Source organism: Paracholeplasma vituli, from assembly GCF_025446935.1.
In the GTDB taxonomy this organism is placed as follows: Bacteria; Bacillota_I; Bacilli_A; order Acholeplasmatales; family UBA5453; genus Paracholeplasma; species Paracholeplasma vituli.
Genome location: NZ_JAOEGN010000021.1, coordinates 1 through 19047, shown reverse-complemented (window position 1 = coordinate 19047; position 19047 = coordinate 1). Strand labels below are relative to the sequence as shown.

The 19047-nt window shown below is 36.8% G+C and carries 11 protein-coding genes and 1 tRNA gene; 1 reads left to right on the top strand and 11 read right to left on the bottom strand.

Annotated elements, in window-relative coordinates:
* The 7 genes from N7603_RS08415 to N7603_RS08385 form a co-directional block, all read right to left on the bottom strand.
* A partial coding sequence (locus N7603_RS08415; RefSeq protein WP_262096993.1) for a hypothetical protein occupies window positions 1–1339 on the bottom strand: 1339 nt, incomplete at its 3' end.
* Window positions 1340–2234: 895 nt separating this feature from the next.
* A complete protein-coding gene (locus N7603_RS08410) occupies window positions 2235–2414 on the bottom strand; it encodes a hypothetical protein (protein WP_262096992.1) in 180 nt (59 codons plus the stop codon).
* An 82-nt stretch (window positions 2415–2496) separates the two neighbouring features.
* Window positions 2497–2949, bottom strand: a complete 453-nt coding sequence (locus tag N7603_RS08405; RefSeq protein WP_262096991.1) for a hypothetical protein — start codon at window positions 2947–2949, stop codon at window positions 2497–2499.
* Between the two features lie 72 nt (window positions 2950–3021).
* The gene (locus N7603_RS08400) at window positions 3022–4824 is read right to left on the bottom strand and encodes a DUF262 domain-containing protein (protein ID WP_262096990.1); all 1803 of its coding nucleotides are present in this window, start codon (window positions 4822–4824) and stop codon (window positions 3022–3024) included.
* Between the two features lie 461 nt (window positions 4825–5285).
* Window positions 5286–5361: transfer RNA gene (locus tag N7603_RS08395), tRNA-Thr, on the bottom strand.
* 85 nt (window positions 5362–5446) lie between these two features.
* Window positions 5447–7021, bottom strand: a complete 1575-nt coding sequence (locus N7603_RS08390) for a hypothetical protein (protein ID WP_262096989.1) — start codon at window positions 7019–7021, stop codon at window positions 5447–5449.
* A gap of 1 nt (window position 7022) precedes the next feature.
* Window positions 7023–9698: an McrB family protein gene (locus N7603_RS08385; RefSeq protein ID WP_262096988.1), complete on the bottom strand. Its 2676-nt coding sequence runs from the start codon at window positions 9696–9698 to the stop codon at window positions 7023–7025.
* A gap of 251 nt (window positions 9699–9949) precedes the next feature.
* Between N7603_RS08385 and N7603_RS08380 the strand changes: the two genes are divergently transcribed.
* Window positions 9950–11065 carry a GNAT family N-acetyltransferase gene (locus tag N7603_RS08380; RefSeq protein WP_262096987.1) on the top strand — a complete coding sequence of 372 codons (1116 nt, stop codon included), beginning with the start codon at window positions 9950–9952 and terminating at the stop codon, window positions 11063–11065.
* Window positions 11066–11104: 39 nt separating this feature from the next.
* On the opposite strand, the gene adhE is transcribed toward N7603_RS08380, so the two are convergent.
* From adhE to N7603_RS08360, 4 genes are all read right to left on the bottom strand, one after another.
* The gene (gene adhE, locus N7603_RS08375) at window positions 11105–13702 is read right to left on the bottom strand and encodes a bifunctional acetaldehyde-CoA/alcohol dehydrogenase (protein WP_262096986.1); all 2598 of its coding nucleotides are present in this window, start codon (window positions 13700–13702) and stop codon (window positions 11105–11107) included.
* A gap of 208 nt (window positions 13703–13910) precedes the next feature.
* On the bottom strand, window positions 13911–14492 hold the full coding sequence (locus tag N7603_RS08370; RefSeq protein ID WP_262096985.1) for a TetR/AcrR family transcriptional regulator: 582 nt from the start codon (window positions 14490–14492) through the stop codon (window positions 13911–13913).
* Window positions 14473–17859, bottom strand: a complete 3387-nt coding sequence (locus N7603_RS08365) for an efflux RND transporter permease subunit (RefSeq protein ID WP_262096984.1) — start codon at window positions 17857–17859, stop codon at window positions 14473–14475. Before N7603_RS08365 ends, N7603_RS08370 begins: the two co-directional genes overlap by 20 nt.
* Before the next feature lie 152 nt (window positions 17860–18011).
* On the bottom strand, window positions 18012–18926 hold the full coding sequence (locus tag N7603_RS08360; RefSeq protein WP_262096983.1) for a diacylglycerol/lipid kinase family protein: 915 nt from the start codon (window positions 18924–18926) through the stop codon (window positions 18012–18014).
* Window positions 18927–19047 lie beyond the last annotated feature (121 nt).

Below are 19047 nucleotides of genomic sequence, written 5' to 3'. Positions count from 1 at the left end.
TCAGGTCATAGGTATAGGTTACTTTTATCGTGTATTCGTTATTCGATAATAATCCAGTGAATTCTCTCACACTTAAATCAGTGAGTGCTTCTATTAAGGTTTCACCTCTGTAGAGTTCTATCGCTGATACCGAGCCCACTTGATCTCCATCGGTGACTGTGATACCGAAACCAATGCTGGTTTGCGTTGGTAAGACATTGTCAATAACGACTGTTGGCGTCGCTTTGGTCATTGTGGTTGTTGCTTGTGAAATAACAAGTGCTTGCGAACCTGCTCCATCATTCAGGTCATAGGTATAGGTTACTTTTATCGTGTATTCGTTATTCGATAATAATCCAGTGAATTCTCTCACACTTAAATCAGTGAGTGCTTCTATTAAGGTTTCACCTCTGTAGAGTTCTATCGCTGACACTGCACCTACTTGATCCATATCATTGATATTTAAATCATAAAAAATGGATGATTGAGTTGAACTTATAGAATATATAGTGATAATCTCTTTTGTTCGAACTAATTCTCGGTGAAGAATACCGACTCGATTACCCAATCCATCCAAACTGTCATAGACAGTTGCAATGGCATATTCATATTCTGAATCGAAAGGTAACTTCTCAAATCTGACCAGATTGGATCCCAAAACCAAATCTTTTGTATCTATAATTTCGGAACCATTGTAGAGATACGCTTTTATTGTGTTCCCCGCTTTATCGATAAGATCACTCTCGTCCGTTATGGTGATATTTAGAGTGATTGATGTCGCATTGATATCGGAGTTGATGATGGTTGCTGTAGGGACACTTCCATAGGTGACACCAAGTTTCACTGTGCGATCACCTTCGAACACAGCATCCCTAGTCTCATTGGTCACGTTCTCGATGTATTTAATCTCATCGATCGTAAACTCCTTAACGCCAGATACATCTCCAGCATTGACTTTGAGGATTAGGTTTTCTGAGTCAGAGCCTTCTTGAAATTGAAACGATTGGTAGGTTACACCGTTTAATGTGAAGCGTAGGATGACCTGGCTGTCTGGGTTGACAAGCTTAACCGTGATGAGGACGTCCTGGTTCCTGACAGCGAAATACTCGACCTCGCCTGAATCAATCACATCAATGTCATCCTTGATCTCATCATCTATGCTCATCTGATCACCATCATTTGATATAAGAGAGGTCAAAATGGCATGGTTAAAATTGCTTGTTTGATTGATATTTGATGATGAGATGATCATCCCCTGGTAGACTGGGGCTCTACCCCCATCGGGTTTCAGGCTTTCTGTACACGATGATAATATGAGCACAGGTGCAACGAGAAGTAAGAGATAAATCCATTTTTTCATGGTGGTCCTCCGAAATAGGTTGATTAACTATTATTTTATCATAGAAAAGCTATAAATTTATTTCATCATGGTTTTTCCTTACAATGGTGTTAGATACTCATGAGATTTGATATTAATTTAAAATACACTTATTAACTTTCTGCCACTCAAATCTTGCTGAAATTTTGAGTTCTGCAAACATAGAATTCCATGGGTGCGACGAAAATTCAACTCACCCCTTTTCACCCTAGAAGTTCATGGTTTTTAGGTTTCTGGTGTCAGTAGAGGTTTCGTGAGTCACCTACATCTTTTTATCATTTTGTGATCTTTATTAAGCCAAACGTGTATTTTTAATCAAAAAATCCATCATTATTATTTTAAGTAAAAAATGACTAGACCCCAGTACTTCTAGGGAAAAAACGGGTCTGACGATTTTTTGAGTTAAATTTCTTTTATTATTTAATAAAAAAATCGATTATTTTTAATCGGCTTTTCGGCTTATTTAAGCCATTTATATGGCAAAATATATGTATAAAAGTGGTGCCGAAAAGGCCGAGAGAACGAGCGACCTCTAAGAATATTTTATATAAATTTGACTTATTTAAATCCAATAACTGATTTAACCTATCAAGTCCATAGCAATATTAATGTCGCTTAATCCAATTAGATCATTTTCATAAACAGAGATTTTGATTCTATTGTTTTCAATGATTATTTTCCAACATCAATCCAGTAAAAATAGAGCAAAAACTCTTTAGGGATAAGGTATTTATATATCGGTGAGTGTTCAATATTATTTGGTTTTATTTTTGACCATTCTTCCAATAGATCATTATCACCCTCAGTGATTTTTCACGGAATACAAAAACACCGTTCCTGTAAAAATATACTCTTTGCTTCGACTGATTCGTTTAAATTATGAGATCAGTTTTTTATCATTTGTGATAGTAACAAAATCTCTTTCTTCTTTATAGAAAACATCAGTATACATGCCATTGACTAAATCAACAACATAGTATCCATCACCATATGGTTCCGGGTGTGGGTAGAACTTCTTAATCAAATTTCTCGGTACTATTATTTCAATACTATTCATAAGTATCCCCTTTTGGCAATATGCCATTTATTTGCAGGTTTGCCTGCATTACTATGTGTACAAAGATATGTATGGGGATTATCTATTTTCTAATTTTGTCACGTAATTCTTTGTTGATTTTTACGTAGAAACTAAAAACTACCAATTCTAATAATAAAGTTATGGGAATGAAAAACATTGCATTTGCACCATATTGATTATATTGCTCATTGGCAATGTAACCCGCAAAACCATAGAAAAAGCATCCTATCAATGAGACTAATAATGAAATTAAACCAGTAATTAAAAATGCACGCGTCATTGAAAAATGTAAAATGAACGTTACTATACCTAAAACGAGTGAACTCGCAAAGAAGAAAATTCCTATTGACAGGAAAATAAATACTAGTGTTTGTTCTAATTCACCATAGCCATACGATAGTTCTTCGTAAAAAATTACAAAAGAACTAATAATTAGTGCAATATTTGAAAGAATAAAGAGCACAAAACTCTTTTTAAGTCCTCTAAATTCAGAATCAAAATCTATTTTTTCCATAGTATAAAAGTAATCTCCTTTTTATTATTTTCACTTATTCAGAGTTTCCTTACTTATTTATGCAGCAGATTTTTACCAGAATGTTAAAATTTCACTAGCAAGTTCGTTAGTTCTTCTTTCTATTTTATCTTCATTCCAATCTATTTCAGATGTAATTTCTGTACAAATGGATAGTTGAGGATATGCATTAATTCCAGGTTTTTTCCCTTTGCCCTTTTTCTTAATTTCAAACGATTCATTGCTAATGGTTGAATTGAGTTTTTGTTTTAGAAGTGTCATATTTCCAATTTCATAAATTGCTTTCTGTCGATATTCATTAAGTAACTCTTCCGAAAGCAAATCTCCATTTTGATCCCTTCTATCCAATGGTATTACTGATAAATTCCAATTTGTTAAATATGACTGTGGCATTATATGCTCAAGACTAAATGTAAATTGAATAGTGCTGGTACCAGCCATTCCTTGACCGTTTTTTAACCTGTTTAGTTCAATCATATAAAGCAGTATTCTACCGTACTGGTTATTCTTAATATTTTTCAATGAATTTTTGAATTCAATATCGTTGATATCGCTCCTTTGTAAGAGTGAATCCAATGTAGTTCCAGAATTAGGATTGATTAAATCGGAGTTATTCTTGTTGAAATTTTTCTTATTATCGCTTCCACAAATTAGTGTTCTGGCAACATATTTTTCAAGTTTTCGCAGTAATGTATTTAATTCAGTATCACTAATTTTCTTGTGCTGATGTTCATAATATAAATATAATATGTAAGGATCAAAAGTTGATGTATCAAAACTGTCTAAAATTCTATGAAATACTTCCTCTCTTTGTTCGAGTGAGAATGCATGTCCCAGATCGTCATCAAAATCAACAAACTTATCTCTATATAGTTTAGCAAAATTACAGATGTCTTTGACCAAATTCAATAAATTATGATAATCCTTTTTGCTAATATATTCTTTATATTGGTCAGGAAGATCTTCTATTTTATGTAACTGAGGATCATAAATCTGTTTGATTACAGCGACAGAGTGCAGTAGGACTTCTATTCTTTCCCTTTTAATTCTTCCGGAAATTGTTTCTCTTTCCCAGTATTTCACAGTTAAGCTGTCTTTTATGAACGTTGCAGCCCAAGTTTCGTTATAAAAATCTATTACTTCTTGTTGCTTATTTGAATCTGACATCATTTTTTCAAATATTGCATTTTTAATGATATCAGCTGAAGTTAGTTTTACACCACTTGAATTTACTGTATCAAATATTTTTTGTTCATTTTCTTTGGAATCAATTTCGATAACTACAAATGTTTTGTATAACTCACTCTCAGTATCTAAAATTAATTCCATTATCATTGAAGAGGACTTTGCATCTAAACTTTTTAATCTTTCTCTAAAATACTTATAACATAAGAAGATTTTCGATGTATTATTACTAGTTAAGTAATTATCCGTGTAATGGGAATTAATGCATTTTTCGAATTCATCTTTATCTAGCTTAGAATGATGAATTTTAAGTTGTTTATTTGGACTTGATCGACTTTCATGAATAAAAAGTGTACTCAAGTACTCCTGATAAAACGTGTCCCCAACCTGGATTTTTTCATCAAAAAATGCCTTAATAAATAGACTAATAGTAGTTAACCTCTGTTGACCATCTATAATACTATAGATAGATTTGTCCCATTCTTTTCTTCCACTATCTTTAATTATTATTGAACCTAGAAATGCAGTTTTACTTGCGCGAATGCTTTCGATAATTGAATCGTAAAACTCCTCCCAGTTATCTTGATTCCATACATAACCTCTTTGAAAAAAAGGAATATCGTATCGTCTATCCCTTTTCAAATAACTAAAACCTTGTGCTTCTGCTTTCATTTGCCACCTCTGTAATGTCTAACTTAATGTAATTATATCATAAATAAAATATTTCCAAATTATAAAAATTTGTAACAACGCAACTGACGCCACTAACTCCGGTTTGATTTTGGGTAGAGACCATAGAAGTTCATGGGTGTGATAAATTTCATCTTGTTTATTTTTTCCCTAGAAGTTCATGTTTTCATGATCTATTGGTGCCAATAGGCGAAACTATATTTCCGCACCACTGATTATTAGATAGTTTAGTAATATAATCAAAAGACCTTTAAAAATAACTGTTGTTTAATCATCATCGGTACCATCAAACTGAGCTAGACCCCAGTACTTCTAGGGAAAAAATGGGGTACCTTGTTATTTTATAGCTAAAATATGCGTTTTCACAAACAAAAAATCGATTGTTATCAATCGATTTAATGGCTTTGTTGTGCGATTTATGTTGAAAAATATATGTATAAAAGTGGTGCCGAAGATAGGAATCGAACCTACGACCTGCTGATTACGAGACAGCTGCTCTACCAACTGAGCTACTTCGGCACGCGTCATTATCATAGCACAATTTAGGTTGTGATTCAATTCAGTTTTGTGAAAATGTGAGGATTTATAGTAATCTGTTTGATTATCATAATACGTCCTTTAGAGTTATCTCCTTAGGGTGAACTTGATGGCACTGTGGACAGATAATTTGGGTATCCTGATTAATCTTAGTAATGTTCTTGAAGTACATCAGAGACTCAACTTGTTTCTCATAATACCAGTAGTCCTCTAATTGCTTATGTTTAGCATCCATAATATAACGTTTGTGGACTGGGATATCCGTGTAAAAGAAGAATTGTTTCGTTTCACTACACTGCGCTTCTTTAATCATAAGCATGCATTCGCCACATTGGTGACCTCCATCAATAGGAGATAGTGTACCCCCGCAAAATGGACAAACTGTTCTTTCTGTGTCTGAATAAATCATACCTTTAAGGATGACTTGTTGAAGTCTTCTAAATGAATCAATATCATCCATACTAATATAAATATCTTCACGGTTAAAATAGTCTTCTTCAAATGGATTGACTTTAATCACTTCATGAAGACGTCTCTTGATTTTATGCTCTTTAATTCTTGATTCATCGTAATCGTGACCAACGACCATAATTCGGTAATAGGTATCCTTCTTAAAGTACAACAACATGGCGTTATCTTCTAGGTTTTGGATGGATAGTTTCCAATCTTTAAATGTGAGATTAATACTCAAATCATTGAGATTTAACTTCGCTTTGGAATCCATTTCAAAGTTAAAATGACTCGCTGAAAATAGCGAAAGCATTTGAATGTAACGCATATACGTCTTTCGAACCCAATCCATATCGATATCGAGTACATCACTGGTTGGAATTACGGCGTTACTTAATAAGCTCTTATACGTTTTATAGACTTGACGATAATCCTTCTGACTTAAGAAGATATTGGTCTTTTTAAGCGGAAGGTTTTTATTTCTTTGATTGTTCTTCTTATAGACGGCTTTACTCAAACGGGGTTGAATCGTTCTTTGAATGGTTGAAAGGTCATTCAAGAGCTGCTTAGATACTGTAAAATACTGGCTAAAATCACGGATATACCCCGTATGAAGCTTACCTAAGGCGAGAAAGTAATTCAGGTGATTAACCTTCTCTAAGAGGTTAAAACGCATGATATCACTCGCGTATAGAAGATTATTGAGGATACGTCTGTTTTTATTCGCTAGATGCATGATTTCATCGATATAGTTACAGAACACGATGTTCTCATAAATTGCGTAATCATCCTCGTAAATACGGGTTAAAAGCTTTCTCGGTTTAACCCCTCGAGCGGTTAAGTTCGCGACATGTTGTGAGTGATTGGCTAAGTGTAATAACGTGTTTTGATTGATGATCCTAGCATTTTCAACAGGCAAAACATCATCGGTATCTTTCAATACGATGATGGGTTTGGTGAATATACGTTTGACTGCAGGCAGTGTTTTTCGGATTGAATCAATGGTATGTCTTAAAGCGTTAAAATCAAATTCAGGTTCTACCGAAAATAAGGTGACATCGTGGACGACATAATAATCAAACTCGATATAGGTGAGCGTTGGGTGTTTTAGGATGAAGGACTCAATGCCCTTTAACAACAAAGCGAAGCGCTTGGTGGCTTCGATTTGATATCTGTCTGGTGCTTTGGTCATATTAGTCGTTATCCAAACGTCTGACAAAGGCTGCACAGTGGTTGAGTTTGAGTTTTATAAATGCGTCTACTAACGATTCTTTGTCATCGATGGTTTTGGTTTCAAGTTTCGAAACAACCTTGCTTAAAAGGATTTTTTCAATCGCTTCGGCTTCAACGTCTTCATCTTTAAAACACGCTTTATAAATGTTCACGAAATCTTCAATTTGTTTTAAAATTCGGTTACCAAATGAGATGTTTAATGGCGCTAATAAGATTTCAACGGCTTTGATGAGTTCGCTGTTTTCAGCATCAAAATTACCGGATGCTTTCGCTTCATCAAAGAGGTTTTGAATGGTTCTAAAATCGTAATATTGTTTATCGATTGGGTCAGTATAATTACGTACTTTAGGGGCGCGTTTCGTAAAGTTCATCGTATGCGCACGGTCATAGACTTTATCTGAAATCACGAATGTGGATTCATCGCGGTTCGCAGTACCGATAAACCAAACGTTTTCAGGCACTTTTAAAGTGTTGCCTTGTTCAAGCGCTTCATAATTGATCATCTCCTCTCCTTCTTTACGAGCTAGTTGGATGTTGATGAGTTTGATTTCTCTTAAGTGCGGTTCGTGTTCCATTAACGATAAGAAGTCAGAGAAATAGTATTCAATTCTCGATAGGTTCATTTCATCTAATAGGATAAAGGTAAATATGTCTTTATTGAGTGCGGCTTTATAGAGTGCGAGTGTAAACTTCTTAGGGGTATATTTCATCGAGAACTCGTTATAGTAACCTAAAAGTTCGTTCTTATCTTTCCAAGAAGACTCTACTTCGATGATTTCACAGTTACCAAATACTGCTTCTGCGAAGATTTTCGGTAAGCTGGTTTTACCTGTTCCTGACATCCCTTGTAGAATCGATAGTTTCGCAGCACCCATCCCGGCTACGAAGGTTGCGATATCTTCTGGGGTATAGGACAAGTGAAGTCTCGAGTTTTTTGCGTATTCTACAACAAAGTGGACCAGTTGATTTAAAGAGGTATTATTAGTTCGATAAGTTTCTCTTAATGCTAAATCTGCTTTGAAGTGATCGATACGAATATCTAAATCCGTAAAAGCTGGACATGGGTCAAAGGGTTGATACTCATTATCTAATGATTCACCTTCAACCACACTGCTACCATTCGATTGGGAATCTGATTCCGATTCGGATGAAATCGATTGGACTTCAAGTGGTACATGGTTAAAGGATTTTCTAACAAACATGATAATAAGTACTAAAGTCGCAAAAATGAGTGCATAGATGGCATCAGTACCAATACTGTATTGATATTCCATACCTTCAGGTAAGGTAATGCCATAGAACGTAAAGATTTCATGGATGACTGCGGTATTGATTTCTTGACCAATTTGGAAATAATAACCCGATACAGAAATGATAAAGATGAAAAACATATTGATACCCACAGCTGTTTTCAATAAAGAATTAAATGATTTATCATTTGATAGATAACTGGTGATGACAACCACCAAACTAAAACCGCTGGCTAACAACATGACCACTAAAACGAAGGCTACCAATCGATACCCCGGATCTAGGCTTGCGTAATCTGTGAGGATTTTTATTCCTGTGAGGTTGACATTATACTCAAAACTACCGAAAGTAACTTTCATCACGACAATTGGAACAAATAACAAAGCAGCCGTAATCGCTGTAATTAATAATAAGTATAATAGGGGTTCGCTTTTTACATAACGGATCTTAATCGGTTTGGGTTCGAGTGGATGGTCGATATGAAACTTACCTTTCAATATCGCGAAGATGAAATTAATAAGAACCATCCCTAGAACAGGTATCAATGCGTAACTAGATGTGTTCACTTGATTTAAAGTGTAATATACGGTAAGACCTAAACCTACTAGGAAAAATAGAAACGTGGTTGTGAAAACTGCATATATAAATGTCTTTGATTTTTGTATAAAATGGGAGCGGTCAAAGAAGTAATAAGAAATGACTTGGGCGAAATAGAGTAATAATCCAAGTAATATGGAGAAATAAGCGAGGAATCCGATGATGACATCGATATTGGTGTCACCCCCGAATAACGCTCTAATTAATATGGCGTGGTAGGCTGGGGCCGAATCAAACCGAGAATACATTGGGATACCAAAAAGTGTTAGGAATACCAAAATCGATAGGATATCTACGACAAGAACACCAAAATCTACTTTTTTATCACTTAGTTCAGTAGTTTCAGACACTTCAACTTTATGGATGTGCTTCTTTCTTAAAATCAAGAACACTGTTGAAACCAACATAAAGATGGTTTCAACTACCAACAATACCAACGATCCAATAGATAAGAGATTATTGATGACTTGGAACACAACGAGTGTGACGATGATGACCAATAAGGATAGTACAGAGGCTACCATAGCTTGTTGTTTGGATCTAAAAATCTGAATAATAGAAATGATTTGAGGGATTAAGGATATATAAAATAGAATGACCACAGCGAAGGCGAAAATATTTAAGGTCTCTCCATCTGAAATATGTCGTGACAATGCCCAAAAATCATTTGTCTCGAATGGGGCTTTTAGGTTTAGCGCCAACAGGATTGCCATCAAGATGGTAACCAATGCGTTGGATGCGGTAATCAGTAAGCCTAAAAATTTGGAATTACTGAACAGTTTCTTCATACGATATCCTCCTAGAATAGCTACTTGCGAAAGAGACGAATGGTTCAAATTCTCTAAGTAGGTCATAACTTATTTACTATTCTACCATAAATGAAAGACCGATTTGAGTCTATTTTAGCCTTTAGGAGTGAAAGATTTATTACCTATCGATATATCGATAATGAGCCCTCCTTAATTACCATGAATAAAAAGATTTCTATATGCCTTTATTTTGAAGTATGCTACAATGAAACTAAAATGTGAGGGTTTCTATGATTACGATTAAGAAAGTTCAAACCAAAAGCGATTTAAGACGATTCACATCGTTTCCGAATAGATTATTCAAACACGAGCCTAACTTTGTCCCAGCTTTATCGATTGATGAAATGCGTGTATTTGATTATAAGAAAAACCCTGCCCATGAGTATTGTGATTCTCAATGCTTTTTAGCCTATAAAGATGGAAAAATAGTAGGGCGAATCGCAGGTATTATCAATCATGCCTGGAATGAAGCCAAACAAACTAAAACGGGCCGTTTCTCAAGGATCGATATGATTGATGATATTGAGGTTACCAAAGCCCTCATTGAGGCTGTAACCGAGTGGAACCGTTTAAAAGGAATGGATACTTTAATTGGTCCGATTGGGTTTACTGATTTAGACCGTATGGGGATGCTTGTAGAAGGGTTTGATTACCTTAACATGTTCATCACGATTTGGAATCCACCCTATTACCATAAGCATTTAGAAGCCTTAGGTTTTGTTAAAGATGTCGATTGGATTGAAAAGCGTATTATGCTGACTTCCATTCCTGAGAAGATAACTAAAGTGTCCGAAATCATCCGTAAACGCTATGGTTTTAAACTTCTTACACTTAAAAAACGTAAAGAAGTGATGAAGTATATCTATCCCGCATTCAAGATGTATAATGTCGCTTTTAATGAACTCTATGGCTTCTATCCAATCAGTGACAAAGTAATGGATTATTACATTAAGCAAATGATATCGATTGTTAAACTCGATTACCTATGGTTTGTCTTAGATAGTGAAGATAGTGTTGCAGGATTTGGCTTAATGATGCCTTCTTTGGCACTCGCTAATAAGAAGAGTCAAGGTCGTTTGTTCCCTTTTGGTTTCCTAAGAATCCTTAAGGCTTTAAAGAAACACGACGTGGTTGATTTATACTTTATCGCCGTTGATCCTAAGCATCAAGGTAAAGGTCTACCAGCCTTAATGTTAGAAGACGGTATTAAGAAGGCCATGAAACAAGGAATCAAGTTCGCAGAAACTGGTCCTGAACTGGAAAACAATATTGCCATTCAAGCTCAGTGGAAAGATTTCGATTACATCAACCACAAACGCAGACGTTGTTATACGAAGAAAATATAGAGAAAAGGATTTGGTCCATGATGACCAAATCCTCTTTTTTTACTTAAAAACCTTTATCATTATTTGCTTCATATCTTCGACAAGTGCGAGTCTTGGGTTCGCAGGTGTACATTGGTCCTCATACGCAGCATAGGCTAGTTTTTCAACATTCGCCATAAATGCTTTTTCGTTCACCTTTTGAGCTCTTAGGTTCATTTCAATACCTAAACTTTCGCCTAAGTTATAAACAGCTTGAGCCAATGATTCTACACCTTCTAAAGGTGTTTCTGCTTTCAAACCTAACATTCTCGCAATCTTTTGATACTTCTCATCGGCTTGGTAATAATTGTATTTTGGCCAAGTCGATAGTTTAGATGGTTTTTGTCCATTGTAACGAATGACTTCAGGTAAGAGTATGGCATTTAATCTGCCATGAGGGACATGGAATAATCCACCGATTTTGTGTGCCATCGAATGGGAGATACCTAAGAAGGCATTACCAAATGCCATCCCCGCCATAGTGGATGCATTATGCATTTTTTCTCTCGCTTCAAAATCTGATCCGTTATCCCAAGCACGTTTTAAGTATTTGAATACCATATCTATCGCGCTTAAAGCGAGGGCGTCCGTGTAATCATTAGCCAGTGTGGAAACGTAAGCTTCAATCGCGTGAGTGAGCACATCCATTCCAGTATCAGCTGTTACTGTCTTAGGTTGTGTGAGTACTAATGCAGGGTCCACAATCGCAACAGTTGGTGTTAAAGAGTAGTCTGCAAGTGGATATTTTTTATTGTCTTTCTTATCAGTAATGACTGCGAATGGCGTTACTTCACTACCGGTACCTGAAGTTGTTGGAATGCAAACTAAGCTACTCTTCTTACCTAATTCTGGGTATCTAAAGGCACGTTTACGGATATCCATAAACTTCTGTTTGAGATCATCAAAATTCACATCTGGGTGTTCATAAAAAAGCCACATCGCTTTCGCAGCGTCCATCGGAGAACCGCCACCGATCGCGATAATCGTATCCGGCTCAAAGCTTTTCATGATTTGATACCCCTTCTTAACGGTATCAATCGATGGGTCTGGTTCAACATCACAGAAGAGTTGAACCTGGACTTTATTACGTCTTAAGTTTAATTGGTCAGTAACCTTTTGAACATAGCCCAAATCGACCATGACACGGTCTGTTACAATGAATACTTTGGATACGTCATGCATCTGTCTAAGATATTCAATCGCATCCCTTTCAAAATAGATTTTCGATGGAATCTTAAACCATTGCATATTATTTTTCCTGCGTCCTATCTTCTTAATGTTGAGGAGATGATTTGCGCTGACATTATCACCAACGCTATTACGGCCATATGAACCACAGCCTAAAGTTAAGGATGGAATGAATTGGTTATAGACTTGTCCAATACCCCCAAATGTAGTCGGTGAATTATGGATGATCCGAATCGCCTTGATTACAGTACCAAAACGTTTGACGACTTCGGTGTCATTGGCATGAATACATGCACTGTGACCTAAGCCATCAAATTCTACCATACGTTTCGCTTTGTCGATGCCTTCTGAATCATTTTCTACAGTGTAAAACGCGAGTATTGGAGAGAGTTTTTCTTTGCTAAAAGGTTCTTCGATACCAACCTCTTCACAATGAACACCTAAGATTACGGTATTAGAAGGTACTTTGATACCTACCTGTTCGGCTAAGGATAGGGCCGATTGACCAACAATATTAGGGTTTAGTTTAGCCTTTGGATAATCTTCTTTCTGATCCACACCAAAGGCGAGTTTCATCAGTTTCAATTTTTCCGTGTCATTTAAAAAGTACACACCAAATTGCTTAAATAAATCGATGGCTTCATCGTAAATAACTATATCGATAAAGCAGCCTTGTTCTGAGGCACAAACCATCCCGTTATCAAACGCTTTAGACATCACAATATCATTTACTGCTTGTCTAACATTCGCGGATTTATGAATATAAGCTGGCACGTTTCCAGCACCAACCCCGAGTGCAGGTTTCCCACAAGAATAGGCGGTTTTCACCATGGCGTTTCCACCGGTCGCGAGAATAAGGCTGGTGCCGTCATGCTTCATTAATTCCAAAGTGTTGTCCATCGATGGGGTTTCAATCCATTGAATGGCATATTCCGGTGCACCCGCAGCGATGGCAGCTTCTTTGACAATACGGGCCGCTTCGGCTGAGCAGTTTTGAGCATTTGGATGAAAAGCAAAAATAATTGGGTTTCTGGTTTTTAGAGCGATGATACTTTTAAAGATGGTGGTTGAAGTTGGGTTAGTGACTGGAATGATGCCACAAATCACGCCGACTGGGTCTGCAATTTGAGTAATCCCACTTACTTCATCCTCACTGATGACACCGACTGTTTTTAGGTGTCTGATGTGGTTCACCACGTACTCCACTGCGAATAAGTTCTTCGTAGCCTTATCTTCAAAAACGCCTCTTTTGGTTTCTTGAACAGCCATCATTGCGAGCTTACCATGTGCTTCTAAAGCAGCCACTGAAACTTTCGCGATGATGTGATCAATTTGCTCTTGAGTATAGTCATAAAAAGCCTCAAGTGCTAACTGAGCGTTTTGGACAAGACTACCCACCTGTGTACAGGTTTGTTGGATGTCTTTTTCCATAATATTAAGTTTCCTTTCGTGTTTTGTACCTTCATTGTCTCAAATGATTGTACCAAAATCAAGACTAGTAAACGCGGAAACGTTTTCTCGCTTTTTGAAAATGTTTTCATAACACTTTCAGCTATAGGTGGTTTAATTAATCGCTTAACAAAGGGATATATCGAAAAAAAGACATTATGGGATGTAAATCCGCTAATGTCTATTTTCATTAATTTAGTGCTTTTAATACTTGATTATATATCAAATCTGTAATGCCATCTTCCGTTAACCCCATATCCTCTTTAAGGTAGGATAGTAACAGGCCTGAGATTAGAGATTGAATGATGTATTTCGCATAAGGATTCATTGAAGATGGGTTAAATTCTTTAGAATGAACGCCGAGTTTCATAATTTCGATGAAACGGGCATTCATTTCAGTTTGAATGTTTTCCATCAACGCTTGATGTTCTTGTTTTAATGACGGTATACCATCTAATTGAATATCCATAATCGCATCCATGATGTTTTTCGCATCGCGCATGACAAATAGGATCCTTAAAATTTGTGCTTTAAAGGACGCTTTAAAGTCTTTCATTTCAATAGGTTCTAAAAGAATGGTTTTATACTGATTTAGTAGGTATGCATACGTACTTGAAATCATGTCTTCCTTACTTTTAAAATGTTCATACACCGTACTTTTACCAATTTCAGCTTCCTGAGCAATCTTAGACAAGGATAACTCATTAAGGTTATTGCCTTGTTTGATGTGTTCAACCAGAACGCGAATGATTCTATCCTTGGTTTGCGACATCGTTTTGAGCCTCTTTTTTCATGGTTTTACGGTTGAGTAAGGCATAAATTGTAGGAATAACGACTAAAGTCAGAATGGTTGAATAGATTAATCCACCAATGGTCGTAATCGCCATCGGTTGTAATAATTCTGAACCTTCACCAAAACCAAGTGCTAGGGATGCTAAACCTAGGATGGTAGTCAAGGACGTCATTAAGATTGGTCTTAGACGGGTCTTACCCGCTAATACAATCGCATCCTTAATCGTCATGCCTTCCTGTCTAAGTTGATTGATATAATCGACTAAGACAATCCCGTTATTAACCACAATCCCAACAAGAATAACGAGCCCCATAATGGAGACCAAACTTAGATAGGAATTTGTAAACAATAGGGCTAACATACCGCCTGTAAAGGCAAGTGGAATGGTGAAAATGATAATGAATGGGTAGATTAAGGATTGGAACTGAATTGCCATGACCATGTAAACCAATAGAATAGCGACAATCGCAGCCAGTGCTAAATCTGAAACAGCTTGTAAAATCTCTTCCGATTCTCCTTCAAAAGACACATAATAACCATTACCGTATTGTTTGAATTCGGCTGAGTCTAAATACGCATTGACTTTGTTGGTGGCTTCTTGTGAAACAATCGTAACGTTTTTACCATCCGCAATCTCAGCGGTTACGGTCACAAAACGGTTTGACCCATCGGTATTGATGGTTTTAAAGCCTGTGACATAATCAATGGTTGTTACGGAGTTTGGTTGGTCTGTAAATAAAGGAGATAATGCTCTGGTTGAAAGCATTGGGTCTGCGCTCATCAAGTCTGGGTTGTATACGATTTCCCCGCCAACTACACGTAGGTACGGATTTAATACAAACTTGATGAAACCGCCTGTCGCTAAACCGCTTGGGTCGATCGTATAGATGCCCATACCCGACGTATTGATAAATCGGTCAATCATCGCTCTATCTGCATCTGAGAATAATCTCACCCCAGCTAAGAAGTTTTGATAGTCTCCAAATAGGGCAAAGGATAGCCCACCCGATACTGCGTCATTCGGTAAACTGATATCGTAAGTGACCCCTTCAATGGTAAGTGCTAAGGTCTCTGTTTGACCTAAACCGGTTAGGTTTTGATATAAATAGGCGATATTCGCATTTACATCGCTCGCAGTTAAGCCTAATACCATCGCGTTGTCTTTGTTAATTGTAATCTTTAAGTTGTCTGCACCTTGAGAAATGCCATTATCTGGTTTGACTACACCCTCAGTATTTTCTAATATCGCGGTGATATCATTCGCAATCGCTTCAAGTGTTTGTAGATCGTATCCAGAAACTTTAATGGAAATCCCGGATGCGCCACCTAATGCGCCGGTTGAATTTTGTGCAGACACAGTCGCTTCTACAATATTCGAAGCCTCAAAGTTAGGTATATTTGAAAAATCAAAATCCGCGAGTAAAGCCTTAACAAGTTCTTCATTTTGTTTTGTAGATTTCGAACGATTATCTTTTAAATTAATCGTCAATTCGATGTTCGAGCCACTGTTACCAGCAAGCATCGCGAATCCACCAAAGCTTGAACCGCCACCAATATTCGCCGCGACCGAATCTACATCCTTAAACTCTAAGAGCTCAGTTGTAAGTGCATCGGTAAAAGCGGCTTTCGATTGGAATAACGATTGTGAGGTGGTTGTAATGGAGACGTTAATGACCCCTTCATCAGAAGTGGGTAATAAAATAAATCCTTTAGAAGCGACAATCCAAATGGAGCCTACCAATAATACTAATACTGTTACTAAAGTTAATGCTTTATGGCTCAATGTGTAAAGCACAGAACGTTCATAAATGGTTTTCATACGAGTTACCCATTTGCCATCGACCTGAGGTTTATGGTCATCTAACATACGAGAAGCCATCATCGGAACGAGTGTTAAGGCGATGAAAAGCGATGCACCTAATGAATACGCAATCGTAAGTGCCATCGACATGAACACATCCGCAATCATACCTTCAATGAAGACGATTGGTAAGAATACAGCAACCGTTGTGATGGTTGAGGATGTAATCGCACCCGCAACTTCCTTAGCCCCTTGTATGGCTGCCTCTTTTTTGGATTTACCTTCTGAAATCATACGGTAAATGTTCTCAATAACGACGACTGCGTTATCGACAAGCATCCCAATCCCTAACGCCAATCCACCCATTGAAATGAGGTTTAATGTCACACCCGTGAAGTACATTAACATGAAGGCGCCAATAACAGAAGTTGGAATTGCTAAACCTACAATTAAGGTTGGTTTGATGTTTTTAAGGAATATGAACAAAATAATCACGGCTAATAAACCACCCACAATTAAGTTACTTAATACAGAACCAATCGATTGTGTAATGTACTCACCTTGGTCTAATAAAACCTCATAGTGAGCCGTTTCACCTTCTTGTTCCATAATCGTGTTTAAACGTTTTGTAATATTATTAGATACTTCCGTAATGCCGTAATTGGATTGCTTGGTAAATGAAATTTGAATTCCTTGGACATTATTGATTTTTGAATAGGTATCTGTATTCGCATTGATAAACTTAATACCCTCTGCAACCGTGATATCACTTAGTTTGATGATATTTGTACCATCAAAATGAACAGGTAGATTTTCAAGGTCTGACAACAGATCAATCTTATCACCTAAGTAAAGCATGCGTAATTCGCCTGAGTCTAACGCGACACCAATCAGACCACCTTCGTTTTGTTCTTCAATGATTTCAAGAACCGTTTCATGGTCTAATCCATAGGTAGTTAGTTTGGTTGTATCTAGATTAACTTGAAGAACAACATCAGCTTGTCCAGATAAAGATACGTCCGCGACTCCGGGAATACTTTGTAGATCAAGTAATAAATCCCGTTGAATCCATTCAGTATTACGAATGAGAATTTCTTCATCGGTTAAGGTTTCTGAATAGTCTTTAAATAGTGTGACCGTAAGTACCGGTAACATATCTGGACTGATTCTTAGAATACGGGTATTACCTACGCCAGAAGCTAAGGCAATGTTGTTTAGAAGTTCACGTAGTTCGATGACAACAGAATCCATATTCGTTCCATCTCCAAAGGTGACAATGGAGACTGCAAAATGTTCATTTGACATCGATGAAACTTCTCTGAAGTTCGCAATCGTTGCGACAGAAGCCTCGATTTTACTGGAGACTTCTTGTTCTACTGTTTCTGGTGAAGCCCCTTGAAACTCTGTAATGGTTACGACAAACGGTAACTCAATTTCAGGAAATAACGTTAAGGGTAATTTGGTAATTGAAAAGATCCCAAGAACGATGATGATGAGTACACCCATAATCACTGTAATTGGTTTTTTAACACTATAACCGCTCATAAATATGATTCCTCCATAAAATCCGACCGAACGGTCGGTCGGTACTTTCAAAGTATACCATCACCTCTATGAACTTTCAATCATTTTGCGATTTTTTTCATTAACTATCCAACTTTGGTTTAGAAAAATAAAAGCCACCTTCCGGTAGCTTATCAAAATACATATTTTGCAGCACGTTTTGAAACAAAGATTTCAATCGCTTCTTGGAATACTTGAATTCGAACACTGTTCTTTTCGGTCTTTTCACCGTCAGTGTTCCAATCAATATTGGATCTAGGATCTAAGGTTTCGATTTCATAGAATGATGAAGACAATCGGTGTCCACCGCGCATGACCAGGCCACCAATCGCAAAGAATGTGAGTACCTTTATCAAAGCCCAAAAACGTTGTCTTTCGAATAGCCTGGCTTCAATTTTCCCATCGTTGAGTTTAGACTTTTTCATAAGGTATAAATTTCTACCCCCGACACGTGGGCCGTTTAAAAATAGGAGTAAAGTGAAGGTATGATCAATTGCACCACCATCGTATGTGATACGTAGTGGCATTTTATAGTCAAATAACAAATCCGTGATGCCTCTTACAATATATGCAAGAATACCAAAACGTTTTTTATCTTTTCGTTTCACATCGTAACTTGCTTTTGCGAACCTTCCGGTCGCTGCGGCGTATGTAAAATAGGTATCGTTGATTTTAGAAATATCCATTTTCTTGACAACACCAGTTTCCAAAATAAGCTTCACGGCTTTCTTGATGTTCATTGGGATCCCGAGCATGTGAGCCACATCGTTGACTGTACCAGTTGGAATGTAGGCAATCTTCGGCCGTTCTGCCTTGGGCATAATACCATTGACAACCTCGTTTAAAGTGCCGTCGCCGCCAGCTACTAACAACATATCGTGATTACTTTCAATCGCATAACGTTTCGCATCTAAAGGCTTTTTGGTTTTTAAGACCTCAATATCATGACCTTTAGCTTTAAACTCATTGACGATGTAGTCTGCGTTTTGTTCAATTTTGCCAGAGCCACTTTCTGGATTATAGATAAAACCAACTCTCATATCAATCATGTAAGATTTAAATTGTATTAAGTTAGCACTTAAGATGAATTCAAACCTTTCCTCTTTCTTTCTAATTTAATATACTAATAATGTACTGTGGATTTGTTTCATACTAATACAGCTAGACTGT